General features: G+C 61.1%; 14 protein-coding genes and 6 tRNA genes. 5 read left to right on the forward strand and 15 right to left on the reverse strand.

Features of this window, described 5'->3' with window-relative positions:
* The first annotated feature begins 3 nt into the window (after window positions 1–3).
* Window positions 4–669 carry a DedA family protein gene (locus tag CK627_RS00740; protein WP_005305157.1) on the forward strand — a complete coding sequence of 222 codons (666 nt, stop codon included), beginning with the start codon at window positions 4–6 and terminating at the stop codon, window positions 667–669.
* A gap of 138 nt (window positions 670–807) precedes the next feature.
* Window positions 808–1,635, forward strand: a complete 828-nt coding sequence (pbpG, locus tag CK627_RS00745) for a D-alanyl-D-alanine endopeptidase (RefSeq protein WP_094698346.1) — start codon at window positions 808–810, stop codon at window positions 1,633–1,635.
* Window positions 1,636–2,075: 440 nt separating this feature from the next.
* Here pbpG and CK627_RS00750 read toward each other — a convergent pair.
* The 12 genes from CK627_RS00750 to pncC all read right to left on the reverse strand — a co-directional run bounded on the left by CK627_RS00750 (window position 2,076) and on the right by pncC (window position 9,706).
* Window positions 2,076–2,152 (reverse strand) — tRNA-Arg (locus CK627_RS00750).
* Between the two features lie 28 nt (window positions 2,153–2,180).
* A tRNA-Arg gene (locus CK627_RS00755) sits at window positions 2,181–2,257 on the reverse strand.
* A 29-nt stretch (window positions 2,258–2,286) separates the two neighbouring features.
* Window positions 2,287–2,363 (reverse strand) — tRNA-Arg (locus CK627_RS00760).
* Window positions 2,364–2,389: 26 nt separating this feature from the next.
* A tRNA-Arg gene (locus CK627_RS00765) sits at window positions 2,390–2,466 on the reverse strand.
* Window positions 2,467–2,565: 99 nt separating this feature from the next.
* Window positions 2,566–2,642, reverse strand: a tRNA-Arg gene (locus CK627_RS00770).
* Window positions 2,643–2,645: 3 nt separating this feature from the next.
* Window positions 2,646–2,738 (reverse strand) — tRNA-Ser (locus tag CK627_RS00775).
* A gap of 214 nt (window positions 2,739–2,952) precedes the next feature.
* Entirely contained in the window at window positions 2,953–3,141 is a 189-nt protein-coding gene (csrA, locus tag CK627_RS00780) for a carbon storage regulator CsrA (RefSeq protein WP_005305164.1), read from the reverse strand.
* A 93-nt stretch (window positions 3,142–3,234) separates the two neighbouring features.
* On the reverse strand, window positions 3,235–4,482 hold the full coding sequence (locus tag CK627_RS00785; protein WP_095591476.1) for an aspartate kinase: 1,248 nt from the start codon (window positions 4,480–4,482) through the stop codon (window positions 3,235–3,237).
* A gap of 16 nt (window positions 4,483–4,498) precedes the next feature.
* Window positions 4,499–7,123 (reverse strand): alanine--tRNA ligase, encoded by a 2,625-nt coding sequence (alaS, locus tag CK627_RS00790; RefSeq protein WP_019838968.1) that lies wholly within the window; start codon window positions 7,121–7,123, stop codon window positions 4,499–4,501.
* Between the two features lie 396 nt (window positions 7,124–7,519).
* On the reverse strand, window positions 7,520–8,029 hold the full coding sequence (locus tag CK627_RS00795) for a regulatory protein RecX (RefSeq protein WP_095591477.1): 510 nt from the start codon (window positions 8,027–8,029) through the stop codon (window positions 7,520–7,522).
* A gap of 41 nt (window positions 8,030–8,070) precedes the next feature.
* A complete protein-coding gene (recA, locus tag CK627_RS00800; RefSeq protein WP_005305178.1) occupies window positions 8,071–9,135 on the reverse strand; it encodes a recombinase RecA in 1,065 nt (354 codons plus the stop codon).
* Window positions 9,136–9,214: 79 nt separating this feature from the next.
* On the reverse strand, window positions 9,215–9,706 hold the full coding sequence (gene pncC / locus CK627_RS00805; protein WP_010636081.1) for a nicotinamide-nucleotide amidase: 492 nt from the start codon (window positions 9,704–9,706) through the stop codon (window positions 9,215–9,217).
* A gap of 237 nt (window positions 9,707–9,943) precedes the next feature.
* Between pncC and mutS the strand changes: the two genes are divergently transcribed.
* Window positions 9,944–12,526 (forward strand): DNA mismatch repair protein MutS, encoded by a 2,583-nt coding sequence (gene mutS / locus CK627_RS00810; protein WP_095591478.1) that lies wholly within the window; start codon window positions 9,944–9,946, stop codon window positions 12,524–12,526.
* 72 nt (window positions 12,527–12,598) lie between these two features.
* Here the strand turns inward: mutS and CK627_RS00815 are convergent, their stop codons facing one another.
* Window positions 12,599–14,197, reverse strand: a complete 1,599-nt coding sequence (locus CK627_RS00815; RefSeq protein ID WP_010636079.1) for a BCCT family transporter — start codon at window positions 14,195–14,197, stop codon at window positions 12,599–12,601.
* Window positions 14,198–14,206: 9 nt separating this feature from the next.
* Window positions 14,207–14,734: a hypothetical protein gene (locus tag CK627_RS00820; RefSeq protein ID WP_005305191.1), complete on the reverse strand. Its 528-nt coding sequence runs from the start codon at window positions 14,732–14,734 to the stop codon at window positions 14,207–14,209.
* A 164-nt stretch (window positions 14,735–14,898) separates the two neighbouring features.
* Here CK627_RS00820 and CK627_RS00825 point away from each other — a divergent pair, with 164 nt between their 5' ends.
* Entirely contained in the window at window positions 14,899–15,378 is a 480-nt protein-coding gene (locus tag CK627_RS00825) for a MarR family winged helix-turn-helix transcriptional regulator (protein ID WP_005305194.1), read from the forward strand.
* Between the two features lie 48 nt (window positions 15,379–15,426).
* Here CK627_RS00825 and CK627_RS00830 read toward each other — a convergent pair whose 3' ends face one another.
* Window positions 15,427–16,008: a YjaG family protein gene (locus CK627_RS00830; RefSeq protein WP_005305197.1), complete on the reverse strand. Its 582-nt coding sequence runs from the start codon at window positions 16,006–16,008 to the stop codon at window positions 15,427–15,429.
* Window positions 16,009–16,170: 162 nt separating this feature from the next.
* Here CK627_RS00830 and CK627_RS00835 point away from each other — a divergent pair, with 162 nt between their 5' ends.
* The gene (locus CK627_RS00835; protein WP_095591479.1) at window positions 16,171–17,115 is read left to right on the forward strand and encodes a D-2-hydroxyacid dehydrogenase; all 945 of its coding nucleotides are present in this window, start codon (window positions 16,171–16,173) and stop codon (window positions 17,113–17,115) included.
* Window positions 17,116–17,130 lie beyond the last annotated feature (15 nt).

Consider the following 17,130-nt stretch of genomic DNA (forward strand, 5'->3'; position numbering starts at 1 on the left):
ACTATGGAACAGTTTTACCAACTGGCCCACGCCTTTATGCATCAGGATCTGGTGACGCTATCCGATCCCAAGATGGCCTTCATGGTCTGCGGTGTGTTATTGACCTTTCTGGTGCTGGAGAACGGCTTCATTCCCACCGCCTTTCTGCCCGGCGACAGCCTGCTGATCCTGACCGGCGTGCTCATCTATCAGGACGTGCTCTCCCTCGGGGTGATCCCGCTGCTGATCCTGGCCACCTTCGTCGGCACCTGGCTCGGCTACATGCAGGGACGTTTTTTGGGCCATACCCAGCTCTACCACCGGCTGCTGTCCCATGTGGAAGAGAAGCACCAGCAGAAGGTCTACTACCTGCTGGACAAATACGGCATCGTGACCCTGATCACCGCCCGCTATATCGCCTTCGTGCGTACAGCCTACCCCTACATCGTCGGTGCTACCGAACTTCCCCAGGGGCGTTTTCTCATCGTCAATCTGGTCAGCTCCATCATGTGGATCTGCCCGCTGGTGGGTTTCGGCTACTTCCTCAGTCACACCAAGCTGGCTGCAGAGTACCAGTCCCAGTTCCTCAGCATCATTCTCTGCCTGCCGATCGTGCTGCTGGTCGGCGGTTTGATTGCGCTGATCTGGCGCTGGCTGAGCAAACGCAAAGCCAGTGCGCCACGGGATTGAGGCAAAGAGAGAGGGTCATCGCGAGATGGCCCTTTTTTTAGCGAAATAATGGTGATTTCCCCGCTGGCACTCTTGTCAAGCGAGGGTAAAAATGAGTGAATCTAGCGCCTTTTTTTCCATGTGAACGGAGTCGGTAGTATGCGGTGTCGGGTTAGCGCTATGGCGCTGGTTTATGCATTGGTTGGACTGCTGGGACTGCCAGCAGCATTGGCTGCCCCCAACCCGGCCAAACTGCAGCTGCAATCGAGCAGCGCACTGGTGATGGATGTCAGAACGGGCAAGACCCTCTACCAGAAGAATCCCACCCAGGTGCGTCCCATCGCCTCCCTCACCAAGCTGATGACGGCACTGGTGGTACTGGATGCCCGCCAGGATCTCGGCCAGACCCTGACCATCGACCAGAACGACAGAGACGCCATCAAGCACACCTATTCGCGGGTCAGGATGGGCACCCAGGTGACCCGCCGCGATGCCCTGCATCTGGCGTTGATGTCCTCTGAAAACCGCATGGCCTCGGCCCTGGCCCGCCACTACCCAGGTGGCCGTCCCGCCTTCATCCGTGCCATGAACAACAAGGCCAAACAGCTGGGCATGCGCAGCAGCCGCTTCTACGACTCCACCGGCCTGTCGACCCGCAACGTCTCCACCGCCCAGGATCTGGCCAAGCTCATCGCGGCGGCCTACCGCCAACCGCTGATCCGCGAGTTCACCCAGGACACCAGCAAGGACATGCGCTTTCGCACGCCGGCCTACAGCCTGATGTTCAACAACACCAACCCGCTGGTGAAGAACCCGGATTGGGACGTGCGCCTCTCCAAGACCGGTTATACCGACGAAGCGGGCCGCTGTCTGCTGATGCGGGCCAAGCCGGACAATCAGGAGCTGGCCATCGTGCTGCTCAACTCGGTGGGCAAACGCACCCCCATCGGCGATGCCAACCGCATTCGCAAATGGCTGAAAAGCTGACACCCGGACTGCGGGGATGAAAAAGGATGCTGCGGCATCCTTTTTTATTGCCTGCAAACCGCCTCTGCCCGCCTCTGAGCGGGTTTATCAGCGGAAAGGGGCGTGGGTTGACCGAGAACCAAGGAATGCGCATAGGGCGCGATAGCGTGAAAGTCGGCGCAGTGGGCCGCAGGAGGCAGGGAGAGGCGCCAAGCGCCCGTCATGCAGGGGTGGAAGCCCTTGTCACGGGGCTGCGGGTTGCCACCAGAATGGGTGAAGCGCGATCTCAGCAGCGAAACCACAGAGTTGAAGCAAAGAAGCGAAGAGGTGAAGAGGTGAAGAGGTGAAGAGGTGAAGAGACGAAGAGACGAAGAGACGAGTATCAAACCACCCGGGTCGTATCCCATACCCGGAGCGGCCATATAAAAAAACAGCCCCGACCGAAGTCGAGGCTGTCTGTATGGTGCGCCCGAGAGGATTCGAACCTCTGACCACCTGGTTCGTAGCCAGGTACTCTATCCAGCTGAGCTACGGGCGCTCATCAACTTTTGGTACTGCTTTCAAAATGGTGCGCCCGAGAGGATTCGAACCTCTGACCACCTGGTTCGTAGCCAGGTACTCTATCCAGCTGAGCTACGGGCGCTCACAAACTTTTGTGTACTGCTTTCAAAATGGTGCGCCCGAGAGGATTCGAACCTCTGACCACCTGGTTCGTAGCCAGGTACTCTATCCAGCTGAGCTACGGGCGCTCATAAACTTTTTATTTTGCTTTAAATGGTGCGCCCGAGAGGATTCGAACCTCTGACCACCTGGTTCGTAGCCAGGTACTCTATCCAGCTGAGCTACGGGCGCCCTGATTTAAAGCGATAAAAAAAGCTTACTCAACAGTAAGCCTTTTTCAGTTGTACCGGCTTGCTGATTGCCAGTACATGACTCATCGTGAGTCTAATATGGTGCGCCCGAGAGGATTCGAACCTCTGACCACCTGGTTCGTAGCCAGGTACTCTATCCAGCTGAGCTACGGGCGCAAATGGCGGAGAAGGGGGGATTCGAACCCCCGATGCGGGTATAAGCCGCATACTCCCTTAGCAGGGGAGCGCCTTCAGCCTCTCGGCCACCTCTCCGTTTGCGGGGCTGATAATACTTCACAGGGATTTTTAGTCAAACACTTTTTTGGAGAAAAAAGTGCGTTCGCTCGGTATTTGGCCAAAGCGTGGAATATTCAAGCAATATCGGCACTTATCCCGCTCTTTCGCCCCCTGCGGCGCCATTTTCGGCGCTCCGAAAAAACAAAAGGCGACACATGAGGTGTCGCCTTGTCACAGCCATTGATGCCGCTTAGAAGCCGGATTGACCCGGTACTTTCTCGGCCTGGATGCGCTGATAGATCTCTTCGCGGTGCACGGAAACTTCTTTCGGTGCGTTCACGCCGATACGAACCTGGTTGCCTTTCACGCCCAGCACGGTGACAGTCACTTCGTCACCAATCATCAGGGTTTCCCCTACACGACGAGTCAAAATAAGCATTCGCTTGCTCCTGTATCCTGTTTTGTATTTATATCGATATGCGACATTATCTTACAAAGATACCGATATGGTAAATGGTTGAAACTAAATCAATCAGGGATTGTTTCCCAAGGGCTGCTCATGAGGCTCCTGATCCAGCCCAAAAGCGGAGTGCAAGGCACGCACTGCCAGCTCCAGGTACTTCTCGTCAATCACCACGGATATCTTGATTTCAGAGGTCGAGATCAACTGCATGTTGATCCCCTCCTCGCCCAATACCTTGAACATGGTGCGGGCGACGCCAGGATGGTTCCACATCCCGACTCCGACGATGGAAACCTTGGCGATCTCACCGTTGCCCTGCACGCAGGCGGCCCCCAGCTCGCTGGCGGTCTCCTCCAACAGGGCGCGCGCCCGGCGATAGTCATCGCGATTCACCGTGAAGGTGAAATCGGCGGTACCATCGCCCAGCGTGTTCTGCACTATCATGTCGACATCAATGTTGGCGTCGCTGATCGGATTCAGGATCTGCGCTGCCACGGTGGGCCGGTCCGGCACACCCAGAATGGTCAGGCTGGCCTCATTGCGGTTAAAAGCGATCCCGGATACCAGGGGAGCTTCCATCCTCTCACCTCCATATGTGATTAAGGTTCCCTCTCCATCGATAAAGCTCGACAGCACCCGCAGCGGGACGCGGTATTTGCCCGCAAACTCCACCGAACGGATCTGCAACACCTTGGCGCCCAGGCTTGCCATCTCCAGCATCTCCTCGAAGGTGATGGTATCGAGACGACGGGCCTTGGGCTCGATGCGCGGATCCGTGGTGTATACCCCATCCACGTCGGTAAAGATCTGGCACTCATCGGCCTTGATGGCCGCCGCCACGGCGACCGCCGTGGTGTCGGAGCCACCGCGCCCCAGGGTGGTGATGGCATTGTGCTCGTCACGACCCTGGAAGCCCGCGATCACCACCACCTTGCCCGCGCCCAGTTCAGCCTGAACCCGGTCGGTGTCGATGTGGGTGATGCGCGCCTTGCCATAGGCGGAATCGGTGTGAATGCGAACCTGATCACCGGTCATCGAGACCGCGGGGCAACCGCGTTTGTTCAACGCGATGGCCAGCAGCGCTATGGTGACCTGTTCACCGGTGGAGACCAGTACATCCATCTCGCGCCGGTTGGCATCAGGATCCAGCTGCTGGGCCATGCCCAGCAACCGGTTGGTTTCGCCCGACATGGCGGAGACCACCACCACCACGTCATGTCCCTGGGCGCGGGTCTGTTCGACCCGCTCAGCTACCGCCTCGATTCGCTCCAGCGTGCCGACCGAGGTGCCGCCGTACTTCTGTACATAGAGTGCCACAGATCACCTCGCCCGATTACAGGCGCTCTTCCAGCCAGGAGTGTACGGATTGCAGGGCCGCCGGCACTGCCTCAGGCTGGGTACCCCCCGCCTGGGCCATGTCGGGACGACCACCGCCCTTGCCACCCACCTGCTGGGCCACCAGATTGACCAGCTCACCGGCCTTGACCTTGCCGGTCAGGTCGTTGGTGACGCCCGCAATCAGGTTGACCTTGCCCTCGCCGCTGGTTGCCAGCAGCACCACACCGGACTTCATCTGGTTCTTCAGTTCGTCCAGCATGCCGCGCAGGGATTTCGGATCGGCCCCTTCCAGCGCTGCAACCAGCACCTTCTGACCCTTGATCTCGATGACCTGACCCAGCAGGTCGTTACCGGCCTGGGCGGCCAGCTTGGCCTTGAGCTGCTCCAGCTCGCGTTCCATCATCTTGGCCTTGTCCAGCACCTGGCGAACCTTGTCAGCGATGCTGAACTGATCGCCCTTCACCAGCGCAGCAGCCTCTTCGATCTGCTCGCCGACCTGATGCATGAAGTCGATGGCGGCCTTGCCGGTCACCGCTTCGATACGGCGCACGCCGGCGGCGATGCCGCTCTCGGCGATGATCTTGAAGAAGCCGATGTCACCGGTGCGCTTGGCGTGGGTACCGCCGCACAGCTCGGTGGAGTAATCGCCCATGCGCACCACGCGCACGTCGTCTTCGTATTTTTCGCCGAACAGCGCCATGGCGCCGGCCGACTTGGCCTCTTCCAGGCCCATCAGCTGGGTGATGATTTCGTGGTTGGCGCGGATCTGGTTGTTGACCAGCTCCTCGACCCGGCGAATGGTCGCCATGGTCATCCCCTCGAAGTGGGAGAAGTCAAAGCGCATGCGCTCGGCCCCCACCAGAGAGCCTTTCTGGGTCACGTGCTCGCCCAGCGCCTGACGCAGGGCCGCGTGCAGCAGGTGAGTCACCGAGTGGTTCAGGGCGATGGCCTGACGACGGTCGCCATCGACCACAGCCTCGACCTCGGCCCCTTTCTCCAGGGTGCCCAGCTCCATGTAGCCCTTGTGGATGATCGCCTTGCCCGCTTTGACGGTATCGGTCACGGCAAAGATGCCGTCGTCCACTTTCAGGGTGCCGCTGTCGCCGATCTGGCCGCCGGACTCGGCGTAGAAGGGGGTCTGCTCCAGCACGATGACAGCTTCGTCACCGGCGATGAGACCGCTCACCTCGTCCACGCCCTTGTAGATGCCGACCACACGGGTGCGCTCGGTCAGGGTCTTGTAACCGGTGAAGGGGGTCTCGAAGTCGAGCTTGAGCATCTCGTTGTAGTTCACGCCGAAGCTGGATGCTTCCTTGGCACGAGCACGCTGCTTCTCCATCTCGGCCTTGAAGCCCTCTTCGTCGATGCCGATCTCGCGCTCGCGCACCACGTCGGCAGTCAGGTCGGCCGGGAAGCCATAGGTGTCATACAGCTTGAACACCACTTCGCCCGGAATGACCTTGGCATCGCCCAGGTTGGCCAGAGCGTCTTCCAGCAGCAGCAGACCGCGGTCCAGGGTGCGGACGAACTGCTCCTCTTCGATGCGCAGCACGCGCTCGACCAGCGGCAGCTGGGCGATCAGCTCGGCAGCGACATCCTTCATCTGGGCTGCCAGTTCGGCGGCCAGCTTGTAGAAGAAGACATCGGTGGCGCCCAGCTTGCGACCGTGACGCACGGCGCGGCGGATGATGCGGCGCAGCACGTAGCCGCGACCTTCGTTGGAGGGCATGACGCCGTCAGCCACCAGGAAGGCGCAGGAGCGGATGTGGTCCGCGATGACGCGCAGGGACTGGTTGCTCAGATCGGTGGTGCCGACAATCTCGGCCGCTTTCTTGATCAGCGCCTGGAAGATGTCGATTTCGTAGTTGGAGTGAACCCCCTGCATGATGGCGGAGATTCGCTCCAGACCCATGCCGGTATCCACGGACGGGCGCGGCAGCGGCTCCATGGTGCCGTCAGCCTGACGGTTGAACTGCATGAACACCACGTTCCAGATCTCGATGAAACGGTCGCCATCCTCTTCCGGTGAGCCGGGACGGCCGCCCCAGATGTGATCGCCGTGATCGTAGAAGATCTCGGTGCAGGGACCGCACGGACCGGTATCGCCCATCGCCCAGAAGTTGTCGGAGGCGTACGGGGCGCCCTTGTTGTCACCGATGCGCACGATGCGATCGGCCGGTACACCGACCTCTTTTTCCCAGATGTCGAAGGCTTCATCGTCAGTCGCGTAGACGGTCACCAGCAGGCGCTCTTTCGGCAGTTGCAGCACCTCGGTCAGGAAGCCCCAGGCAAACTTGATGGCATCCTGCTTGAAGTAGTCGCCGAAGCTGAAGTTGCCCAGCATCTCGAAGAAGGTGTGGTGACGAGCGGTATAGCCGACGTTTTCCAGATCGTTGTGCTTACCACCGGCACGCACGCAACGCTGGGAGGTCGTCGCGCGGTTGTAGGCACGCTTGTCTGCGCCAAGGAACACGTCCTTGAACTGGTTCATACCCGCGTTGGTAAACAACAGGGTCGGGTCGTTATGCGGTACCAGCGAGCTGGAGGAGACAACCTGGTGCCCCTGGGAACGGAAATACTCGAGAAACGCAGCGCGTATCTCAGACGTGGACATATACATGGAAAATCCTGCTTGATTCGAATACGGACTTTTAACCGCATTAATGTAAGTTTTCTGCGGGGTAAAGTAAAACGGACAGGGCCGCCACGGGCGAAAAAGCGCACATAAACGGGCCGGAAAAGCGCCCCGCTGCCAACCGCGGCTTTTTTCACCATCAACAGGAGAAAAAGCGGCATGAAAAGAGGGTCAAGACCGGGAGAACCCGGCTTTCGTCAATCTGAGCTGACAAGCCTATGAACAGGCAGGGAAAATCTTGCACAGGAGTCATAATGGCCTGGTCGGCAGATGGAAACCGGCGACCAGGCGCCGGCAAACCGGAAATGAAGAGAACGAGTGTGCGGCGATGGGGCCTCGTCTCTCGAATCATCTCAAGATCCCAGCACAAACATCGCCGTTCTACTCCCCCCGCTCCTGCAGGGCAGAGATGGCGTAACGGGCCTGCTCCTGGCTAAAGCCGCGCCCCAGCAGATACTTGAGCCACTTCATCCGCAGCTTGAAGTCGGCCAGATCTGCTATGTTGGCCCGTCGTTGCAACAGCTCGAAGGCGAGTTCGAACCAGTCCAGCTCGGGTTGCTCGAAGGCGGCATCGATCTGGCCATCGTCCAGCCCCTTGCGGCGCAGGTCGAAACGGATCTTGAGCGGGCCATGCCCCTTGGCGGCGCCCGCCCGTACCGCCATGGCACCATAGCGCTCGTCATTGACCCAGTTGTAACCGCGGCAGTAGTCGACTACCGCCTCGATCACCTCTTCCTGATAGCCCTGCTGGCGCAGTCGTCTGGCCAGCTCCGACCCGGCACTTTCGCGACGGGCCAGGCTGCGCATGGCGTAGGCACGGGCGGCCGCCAGCTGCTCTGCAAAGGTCGGCTCGGCGGGCTCAACCGGTTCGGTAACAGATTCATCGACCATAAATGACAAGGCCGGGTATCAACCCGGCCTTCCTTTCGCTCTTATTCGAACTCTTGTTCGTTTTCGGCTTCAAACTCGTCGTACTCGGCAGCGGAGGGCTTCTCCTCCACCGGCGCGGCACCGGAGAGCAGCAACTCGCGCAGTTTGGCTTCCACTTCGCCAGCCAGCGCCTTGTTCTCGGCGAACAGCTTCATGACGTTGGCCTTGCCCTGACCGATCTTCTCGCCGTTGTAGCTGTACCAGGCACCGGCCTTGTCGATCAGCTTGTGCTTGACACCCAGATCCACCAGCTCGCCCTCTTTGGAGATGCCGGCACCGTAGAAGATCTGGAATTCGGCCTGCTTGAAGGGAGGGGCTACCTTGTTCTTCACTACCTTGACGCGGGTCTCGTTACCGACCACTTCGTCACCTTCCTTGATGGCGCCGGTACGGCGGATATCCAGACGCACGGAAGCGTAGAACTTGAGCGCGTTACCACCGGTAGTGGTCTCCGGGCTGCCGAACATGACGCCAATTTTCATCCGGATCTGGTTGATGAAGATGCACAGGCAGTTGGCGTTCTTGATGTTGGCGGTCAGCTTGCGCAGCGCCTGGGACATCAGACGAGCCTGCAGGCCGACGTGGGAGTCACCCATTTCGCCTTCGATTTCCGCTTTCGGGGTCAGAGCCGCCACGGAGTCGACGATGATGACGTCAACTGCATTGGAGCGCACCAGCATGTCGCAGATCTCCAGCGCCTGTTCACCGGTGTCCGGCTGGGAGATCAGCAGGTCGTCGACGTTGACGCCCAGCTTGGCGGCATAGATGGGATCCAGTGCGTGTTCCGCATCGACGAAGGCACAGGTCTTGCCCTTCTTCTGGGCTTCGGCGATCACCTGCAGGGTCAGCGTGGTTTTACCGGAAGATTCCGGGCCGTAGATCTCGACGATACGACCGCACGGCAGACCACCGATCCCCAGCGCAACGTCCAGAGAGAGGGAGCCGGTGGAGATGGCTTCGATATCCATGGTCTTGCTGTCGCCCAGACGCATGATGGAACCTTTGCCGAACTGCTTTTCAATCTGACCCAGCGCAGCCGCCAGTGCCTTCTGTTTGTTCTGATCCATGCCAATCTCCGCTGGAAATCGTGAGTAAAAATGAAGTTGGGCTAAGTATACTGTCTATTCATACAGTATCAAGCCCAATTTATCTGAGCAGGGCCAACAGACCCGACAAGGCCTGTCTCACCGCCTGCTGACGCACCTGCCGGCGATCCCCGTCGAAACGGGCCAGCAGGGAGTGGTGGCGGCCGTTGCAGTCGGCCCAGGCAAACCAGACGGTGCCGACCGGTTTGCCCTCGGTGGCGCCGCCGGGGCCGGCGATGCCGCTGATGGCGACACTGATGGAAGCCGACGAGTGAGCCAGCGCGCCGCGGGCCATCTCCAGCACCACCGCCTCGCTCACCGCGCCGTGCTGCTCCAGGCTTTCGTCGCTCACCCCCAGCATCTGCTGCTTGGCCTCGTTGGTGTAGGTGACAAAGCCGCGATCGAACCAGCCTGAGCTGCCCGCGATGTCGGTGATGGCCGTTGCCACCCCGCCGCCGGTACAGGATTCGGCGGTGGCCGCCAGCCAGCCTCGCTGGCCAAGGGCCCGCCCCAGCTCGATGGCGAGGTGCTCTATCTCTGCGTCCAGTTTCATCGCGACTCCCTCTGATGATGCGTGCAAGAGGCACATTATGCGATCCCGCCACTGCCGCCCGCAACCGCCGGGCAGACCCCCACCGACATCGATGTGCAGCACCCAGACCCGCTCAGCCAGAGACAACCCCGGAACCCGACCTCCCCCGTCGCGCTGCTTATGTGTAGAATGGCGCCATCAAGTTCAAGGCTCATCACCGCAGACACTGGCCCGCAGAGGCCCCTTCTGGAATCGCACATGACCGCACAACACCAAGCTACCGGCACCGCGCCTGGCGCCAATCTCAGCGCCCACACGCCCATGATGCAGCAGTATCTGACCCTCAAGGCCGAGAACCCGGAGATCCTGCTGTTCTACCGGATGGGCGACTTCTACGAGCTGTTCTATGACGATGCCCGCAAGGCCTCCCAGCTGCTCGACATCTCCCTGACCAAGCGTGGCCAGTCGGCCGGCAGCCCCATTCCGATGGCAGGCGTGCCCTATCACGCCATCGAAGGGTATCTCGCCAAGCTGGTGCAGCTGGGCGAATCGGCCGCCATCTGTGAACAGGTGGGGGATCCCGCCACCAGCAAGGGGCCGGTGGAGCGCAAGGTCATTCGCATCATCACCCCTGGCACCGTCTCTGACGAGGCGCTGCTCAGCGAGCGGCAGGACAACCTGATCGCCGCCGTCTACCACGATGGTCGCCGCTTCGGCTATGGCACCATGGACATAGGCTCGGGCCGTTTCTTCATCAACCAGTTCGAGAAGGAAGAGACCCTGCTGGCGGAGCTGCAGCGCACCAATCCGGCCGAGCTGCTCTACCCCGAATCGTTCGCCTTCCTGCACCACGTCGAGGGTCGCCGCGGTCTGCGCCGCCGCCCGGAGTGGGAATTCGAGCTCGGTACCGCCCGCAAGCTCTTATGCCAGCAGTTCGGTACCCAGGATCTGGTAGGCTTCGGGGTCGAGCAGAGCGAGACCGCCCTGTGCGCCGCCGGCTGCCTGATGCAGTACGTGAAAGACACCCAGCGCACCGCCCTGCCCCATATCCGCAGTGTGCGCCTCGAGCAGCCCGATCATGCGGTCATCATGGATGCCGCCACCCGCCGCAATCTGGAGCTGACCCAGAATCTGGCCGGCGGCCACGACAACACCCTTTCCGCCGTGCTGGACTGCACCGCTACCCCCATGGGGAGCCGCTTGCTTAAGCGCTGGATCCACCAGCCGATCCGCGACCGGGTGATCCTCAAAGGCCGCCAGAGCACCATCAAGGAGCTCATCGAGCAAAACCTTTACGACGAGCTGGGTGGATTGCTGCGCCAGGTCGGCGACGTGGAGCGGGTGCTGGCGCGCCTGGCCCTGCGCTCTGCCCGTCCGCGGGATCTGACCCGATTGCGCCAGGCCTTCGCCCAGCTGCCGGAACTGCAGCGCCTGCTTGCCAGCAGCGAGCACGAGGCGGTGCAGCAGCTGCGCGAGCGGGCCAGCACCTTCCCCGAGCTGTTCGAGCTGCTAGAGCGCGCCGTGATGGAGGTGCCGCCGGTGCTTATCCGCGATGGCGGCGTCATCCGCGAAGGGTTCAACACCGAGCTGGACGAGCTGCGGGATCTGGCCAACGGCGCCACCGCGAGCCTGGCCCGCATCGAGGAGCGCGAGCGGCTGCTGACCGGCATCAATACCCTCAAGGTGGGTTACAACAAGGTGCACGGCTTTTATATCGAGGTGAGCCGGGCCAACAGCCATCTGGTGCCGGCCCACTACATCCGTCGCCAGACGCTGAAAAACAACGAACGCTACATCATCGATGAGCTGAAGAAGTACGAGGACAAGGTACTCACCGCCCAGGCCCAGGCGCTGGCGCTGGAAAAACGCCTCTACGAGGAGCTGCTCGATGCCCTGCTGCCGCACCTTGGCGATCTGCAGGAGTCCGCTGCCGCGCTGGCGGAGCTGGACGTGCTGGCCAACCTGGCCGAGCGGGCCGAGACCCTCGACTACCGTTGCCCTACCCTCATCGAGGAGGATCAGATCCTGATCGAAGCGGGCCGCCATCCGGTGGTGGAGCAGGTGATGACCGACCCCTTTATCGCCAACCCCATCCGGCTGGAGCGGGAGCGGCGGATGCTGATCATCACCGGCCCCAACATGGGCGGTAAATCCACCTACATGCGCCAGACTGCGCTCATCGTGCTGCTGGCCCATATCGGCGCCTTCGTGCCGGCCGACAGCGCCCGCATCGGCCCCATCGACCGTATCTTCACCCGCATCGGGGCATCGGACGATCTCGCCTCCGGCCGCTCCACCTTTATGGTGGAGATGACCGAGACCGCCAACATCCTCAACAACGCCACCGCCCGCAGCCTGGTGCTGATGGACGAGATTGGCCGCGGCACCAGCACCTACGACGGCCTCTCCCTGGCATGGGCCTGCGCCGAACAGCTGGCGAGCAAGATTGGCGCCTACACCCTGTTTGCCACCCACTACTTCGAGCTGACCCGCTTGCCGGAGCTGATGAGCGGGCTGGCCAACGTCCACCTCGATGCAGTGGAGCACAGTGACACCATCGCCTTCATGCACGCGGTGCAGGAGGGGGCGGCCAGTCGCTCCTACGGCCTGCAGGTAGCGGCGCTGGCGGGGGTACCCAAATCGGTGATCCAGCAGGCCCGTCACAAGCTGCACGAGCTGGAGAGCGCCACCCCGGTGGCCGCCGGCGAAGTACGCCCGGCCCCGGTCGCCCTGCCGCCCCAGAACCATCCTGTAGTTGATGAGCTGGAAGCGGTGCGCCCGGACGAGCTGACCCCGCGCCAGGCGCTGGATCTGCTCTATCGCCTCAAGCAGATGCTGTAAATCGTCACCAACACAGCAATAAAAAGGGGAACCGTGAGGTTCCCCTTTTCGTTTTCATGATTCGGCCTGCCGTCAGGCCGGCCCTATCCTGTCCATCAGGCTCATGTGGGTTGAGCCGTCGTGGCGCTTGAGCTTCTGGCGATACTCGAACTGGTGCTGACTCTCCTGCTTGAGGCCCAGCATCAGGGAGTAGCACATGGCCAGCATGATCACCGAGAAGGGCAGCGCCGCTATGATGCTGGCTGCTTGCAGGGCGGCCAGTCCGCCGGAGACCAGCAGAATGGCGGCTACCAGCCCCTGACCCAGCCCCCAGACGGCGCGGTGCAGCACGGGGGGATCCTGATCCCCGATGGAGAGCAGAGTCGTAATGACCAGGGTGCCCGAGTCGCTGGAGGTGATGAAGTAGGTGCAGATGAGCAGGGTCAGCACCCCCTTGGCGATCCAGCCGAAGGTCTCCCAGTGCAGCAGCTCCACCGTCTTGTAGAGCGCCAGGGTGACATCCTGATTGACCGCGGCCACCACGCCACCACTGCCGAACAGCTCCAGATTCATGGCGGTGCCGCCGAACACGGTGAGCCAGAACATGCCGAGCAGGGAGGGCACCAGCAAGACGCCGAGCACGAACTCGCGGATGGTGCGCCCCTTGGAGATGCGGGCGATGAACATGCCGACAAAGGGCGCCCACGCAATCCACCAGCCCCAGTAGAAAGCTGTCCAGCTCGACTGCCAGGCCGAGGTGCCGTTGGCCTCGGTGTTGGTCCAGAAGCTCAGCTTGACGATGTTCTGCAGGTAGTCACCTATGTTCTGCACATAGGCGTTGAGGATGTAGGTGGTCGGCCCCAGCACCAGGAAGAGGCCCAGCACGAACACGCTCAACCAGATATTGAGCTCGGAGAGGATCTTCACCCCGCGTCCGACGCCGGAGACCGCCGACAGGGTGGCGATCAGGCTGATGCCGCCGATGAGCCAGAGCTGGTTCGCCTGCGATACTTCCATGCCGAACATCTGGTTGAGGCCGGTATTCATCTGGGAGACCCCCAGGCCAAGGGAGGTCGCCACCCCGAACACGGTACCAAACACCGCCAGCACGTCGGCGGCGTGACCCCAGAAGCCGTAGATGCGATCGCCGAGCAGCGGATAGAGCACGGAGCGGATGGCCAGCGGCAGCTTGCGCCGGTAGCTGAAGAAGGCGAGCGACAGGCCGACGATCACGTAGATGGCCCAGGGGTGCAGGCCCCAGTGGAAGAAGGTGAGACGCATGGCGATCTGGGCCGCCTCCGGGGTCATCCCTTCGGTGACGAAGGGGTTACCCTGCAGGTGGTACATGGGCTCGGCGATGCTCCAGAACACCAGTCCTATCCCCATACCGGCGCTGAACAGCATGGCGAACCAGGCGAAGTAGCCAAACTCCGGTACCTGGTCGTCGTCACCCAGCCGGATGCTGCCGAAGCGGCTGAACATCAGATAGATGGCGAAGAACAGGAACAGGGCGACCACCAGGATGTAGTACCACTTGAACCCGGCGATGATCTTGTCCTTGGCCCCCACGAACCAGGTGGCGGCGGTTTCGGGGACGAACATCCCGAACAGCAGGAACAGGGTGATGACGGTGAGCGCCGTCATGGCCATGGTCGGGTTGAGGCCTTTGAACAGCCCTTTGTTTGCTCTCATCTGGCCTCCTTAGTCGTTGTTGAAAAAGTCTTCACCCACGTGATCACCGGCACCGCCGATGGCGCGGTAGACCAGCTTGCCGGCCGTCTGCACCCGATGATCCACCAGGCTGACGGACGGCTGACCGTTCACCGCGTGGCGCTTGCCGAGGAAGATGGCCATGGGCACGCCCAGGTTGGAGATGCCACTGGTGATCCAGAGCCGGTTGAAGTCGTAGGAGCCGCCGATGAACTCCAGCTGGGCCAGACCGGTATCAAGCCCGGTCAGATAGAAGTTCATGGCGCTCTCGTCCGGAAAGAGGTGCACCAGCACATAGGCATAGCGCAATTCGTTCACCAACTCCTTTAGGTTGAAAGAACCAGTCTCACTGCAGGAGAGCGGCAACTCACCGTCGTAGTGATGCACCTTGAGGTTGTTGGGATCTTCGTCATAGGCGGGCTGGTAACGCACGAAAGCCGAGGTATCAGGCAGCTCATAGCGGACTCTGACCACTCGAAGGTCGGCCACCAGCGCTTTGATGTCCAGTTCGTCACTCATCATCTTGCTCCTCAAAACAGCAGGGAAAAATAGGGGGAAAGCTCATTACCCTAACACAAAATAATTAGAGCAGAAAAGATTACAGTAAAAACCATATTGACCTTGTGACGAATTAGGCGGAGAATTTTGCGCCTCCCAATCACCCCTCGACGATTTCATACCCCATGGAAAAACATGATGAAGTGCTGGTCGCCCTGCGCCAGATCATTCGTGCCATCGACATGCACTCCAAGCGCTTGATCAAGGAGGCAGGCCTGACTTCGCCCCAGCTCTTGCTGCTCAAGGGGATCGACGAGCTGGGCCAGATCTCCATGCGTCAGCTGGCGGATCACACCAACATGAGCCAGGCCACCGCCACCACCATCATGGACCGCCTCGAGAGCCGCCAGCTGGTGCAACGCATCCGCAGCGAAACCGACAAGCGCAAGGTGCATGCGACACTGACTGACGCAGGCCGAGCACTGCTGGCCCAGGCGCCGACCCCACTGCAGGAGCGCTTCATTCAGCGTTTTCAAGCACTTGAGACTTGGGAGCAAACCCTGCTGCTCTCCTCTTTGCAGCGTATCTCCACCATGATGAATGCCGACGAGATAGACGCGGCCCCGGTGCTGAGCGTCCGGCCCCTCACCGAAGAGCGGGCATAAAAAAAGCTCCCGAACGGGAGCTTTTTTTATGGGCCGAGGCGAGCGGGATCACTCTTCCAGGCTGATGCCGATATTGGAGACGCCGTCCTGGGCGGCGAAGGCACGAACGGCCAGGATGCGGTCGCTGTCACGCTCGTGGGCCACCCGCTTGAGCAGCTCGACCTGGAACTCCAGCTCGGCCTCCATGTATTCGTGCTCGTAGAGCTCCTCGTCGGTGAGGTCGCGCTCTTCCAGCATCTCGATGAAACCGGCGACCGTACCGACCGACGCATGGCTGGCGTCGTTGGCCTCTTCCCCCACCCGGCAGATCACCGAGTTGTAGGCGCAGCCCAAGGCGACACAGGCATCCAGCGCCGGATAGGCACCGTAGGATTCGAACTTGCTGGGTTCCGGAATGTAGACTTCGAACGCTTCCAGAATCGCCCCCAGATTGACCCGGGATCCTTTCACCGTCAGGTAGTTCCACATCTGATCCAGGGCGTGACGAAATGCCTTCGCATCCCCGAAACCGGAGGCCTGGGAAAACAGCGCATAGTTGGGGTACATGCGCTCTGCCAGCGCCAGGGTGTAGACCGTCTGTTGCCAAGGCTGTAGCTCGGCCAGTCGCTTATAAAACTTGTCACCAAACACTGGAGTCGGATCCTTTGCAAAATGTGGGGCAGATTGTAGCCCACGAGGGGCCGCGCGAAAACGAAAAAGCGGCCTGGTCGGCTATGTTGGCCGGTCAACTCGGGTAAGATGAAGGCAGAGCGGCCTCTCTCCCGCGCCGCAAATCTGATAAGGAACAAGAGTATGAGTCAACGTACCCTTCTTTTGCTCAGCCAGGACAATGCTCACTACGAGCGCCTGCTCAAGGCGGCCCACCTCCCTCATCTGCGCATTCTGAGAGCCGACAACCAGAGCGACGCCGAGAAAGTGATCGGCGAGGCCCACATCCTGATGGCCGAACCGGCGCGCGCCAAACCGCTGCTGGCCAAGGCCGGCAAACTCAGCTGGCTGCAATCCACCTACGCCGGGGTCGACGTGCTGCTGGATGCCAGCTGCCGCCGTGACTACCAGCTCACCAATGTGCGCGGCATCTTCGGCCCGCTGATGAGCGAGTACGTGTTCGGTCATCTGCTCAGCCTGATGCGCCAGATCCCCCTCTACCGGGAACAGCAGAAGCAGCGGCTGTGGCAGAGCCACCCCTATCACGGTCTCAAGGGACGCACCCTGCTGATCCTGGGCACCGGCAGCATAGGCCAGCACATCGCCCACACCGGCAAGCACTTCGGCATGAAGGTGCTCGGCGTCAGCCGCAGTGGCCGCGAACGGGCCGGTTTCGACCAGGTATATCAGCTGCCCGCCCTCAACAAGATGCTGGCGCAGGCGGACGTCATCGTCAGCGTGCTGCCCGCCACCCGCGAGACCCATCACCTCTTCACTGCCGCCCGTTTCGAGCACTGCAAGCCGGGGGCCATCCTGTTCAACGTGGGACGCGGCAACGCCATCCACGAGGGGGATCTGCTCACGGCACTGCGCACCGGCAAGCTGGGGATGGCGGTGCTGGACGTATTCGCGCAGGAGCCGCTGCCCGCCGACAGCCCGCTCTGGGGCCAGCCCAACCTCATCGTCACGCCGCACAACAGCGCCTACAGCTTCCCCGAAGACGTGGCCCAGATCTTCGTGCGCAACTACATCCGCTTCATCGACGGCCAGCCGCTGGACGGCAAGATCGACTTCGACAAGGGCTATTGATGGCCGTCAGCCAAT

The organism is Aeromonas dhakensis (genome assembly GCF_002285935.1).
GTDB classification, from domain to species: Bacteria; Pseudomonadota; Gammaproteobacteria; order Enterobacterales; family Aeromonadaceae; genus Aeromonas; species Aeromonas dhakensis.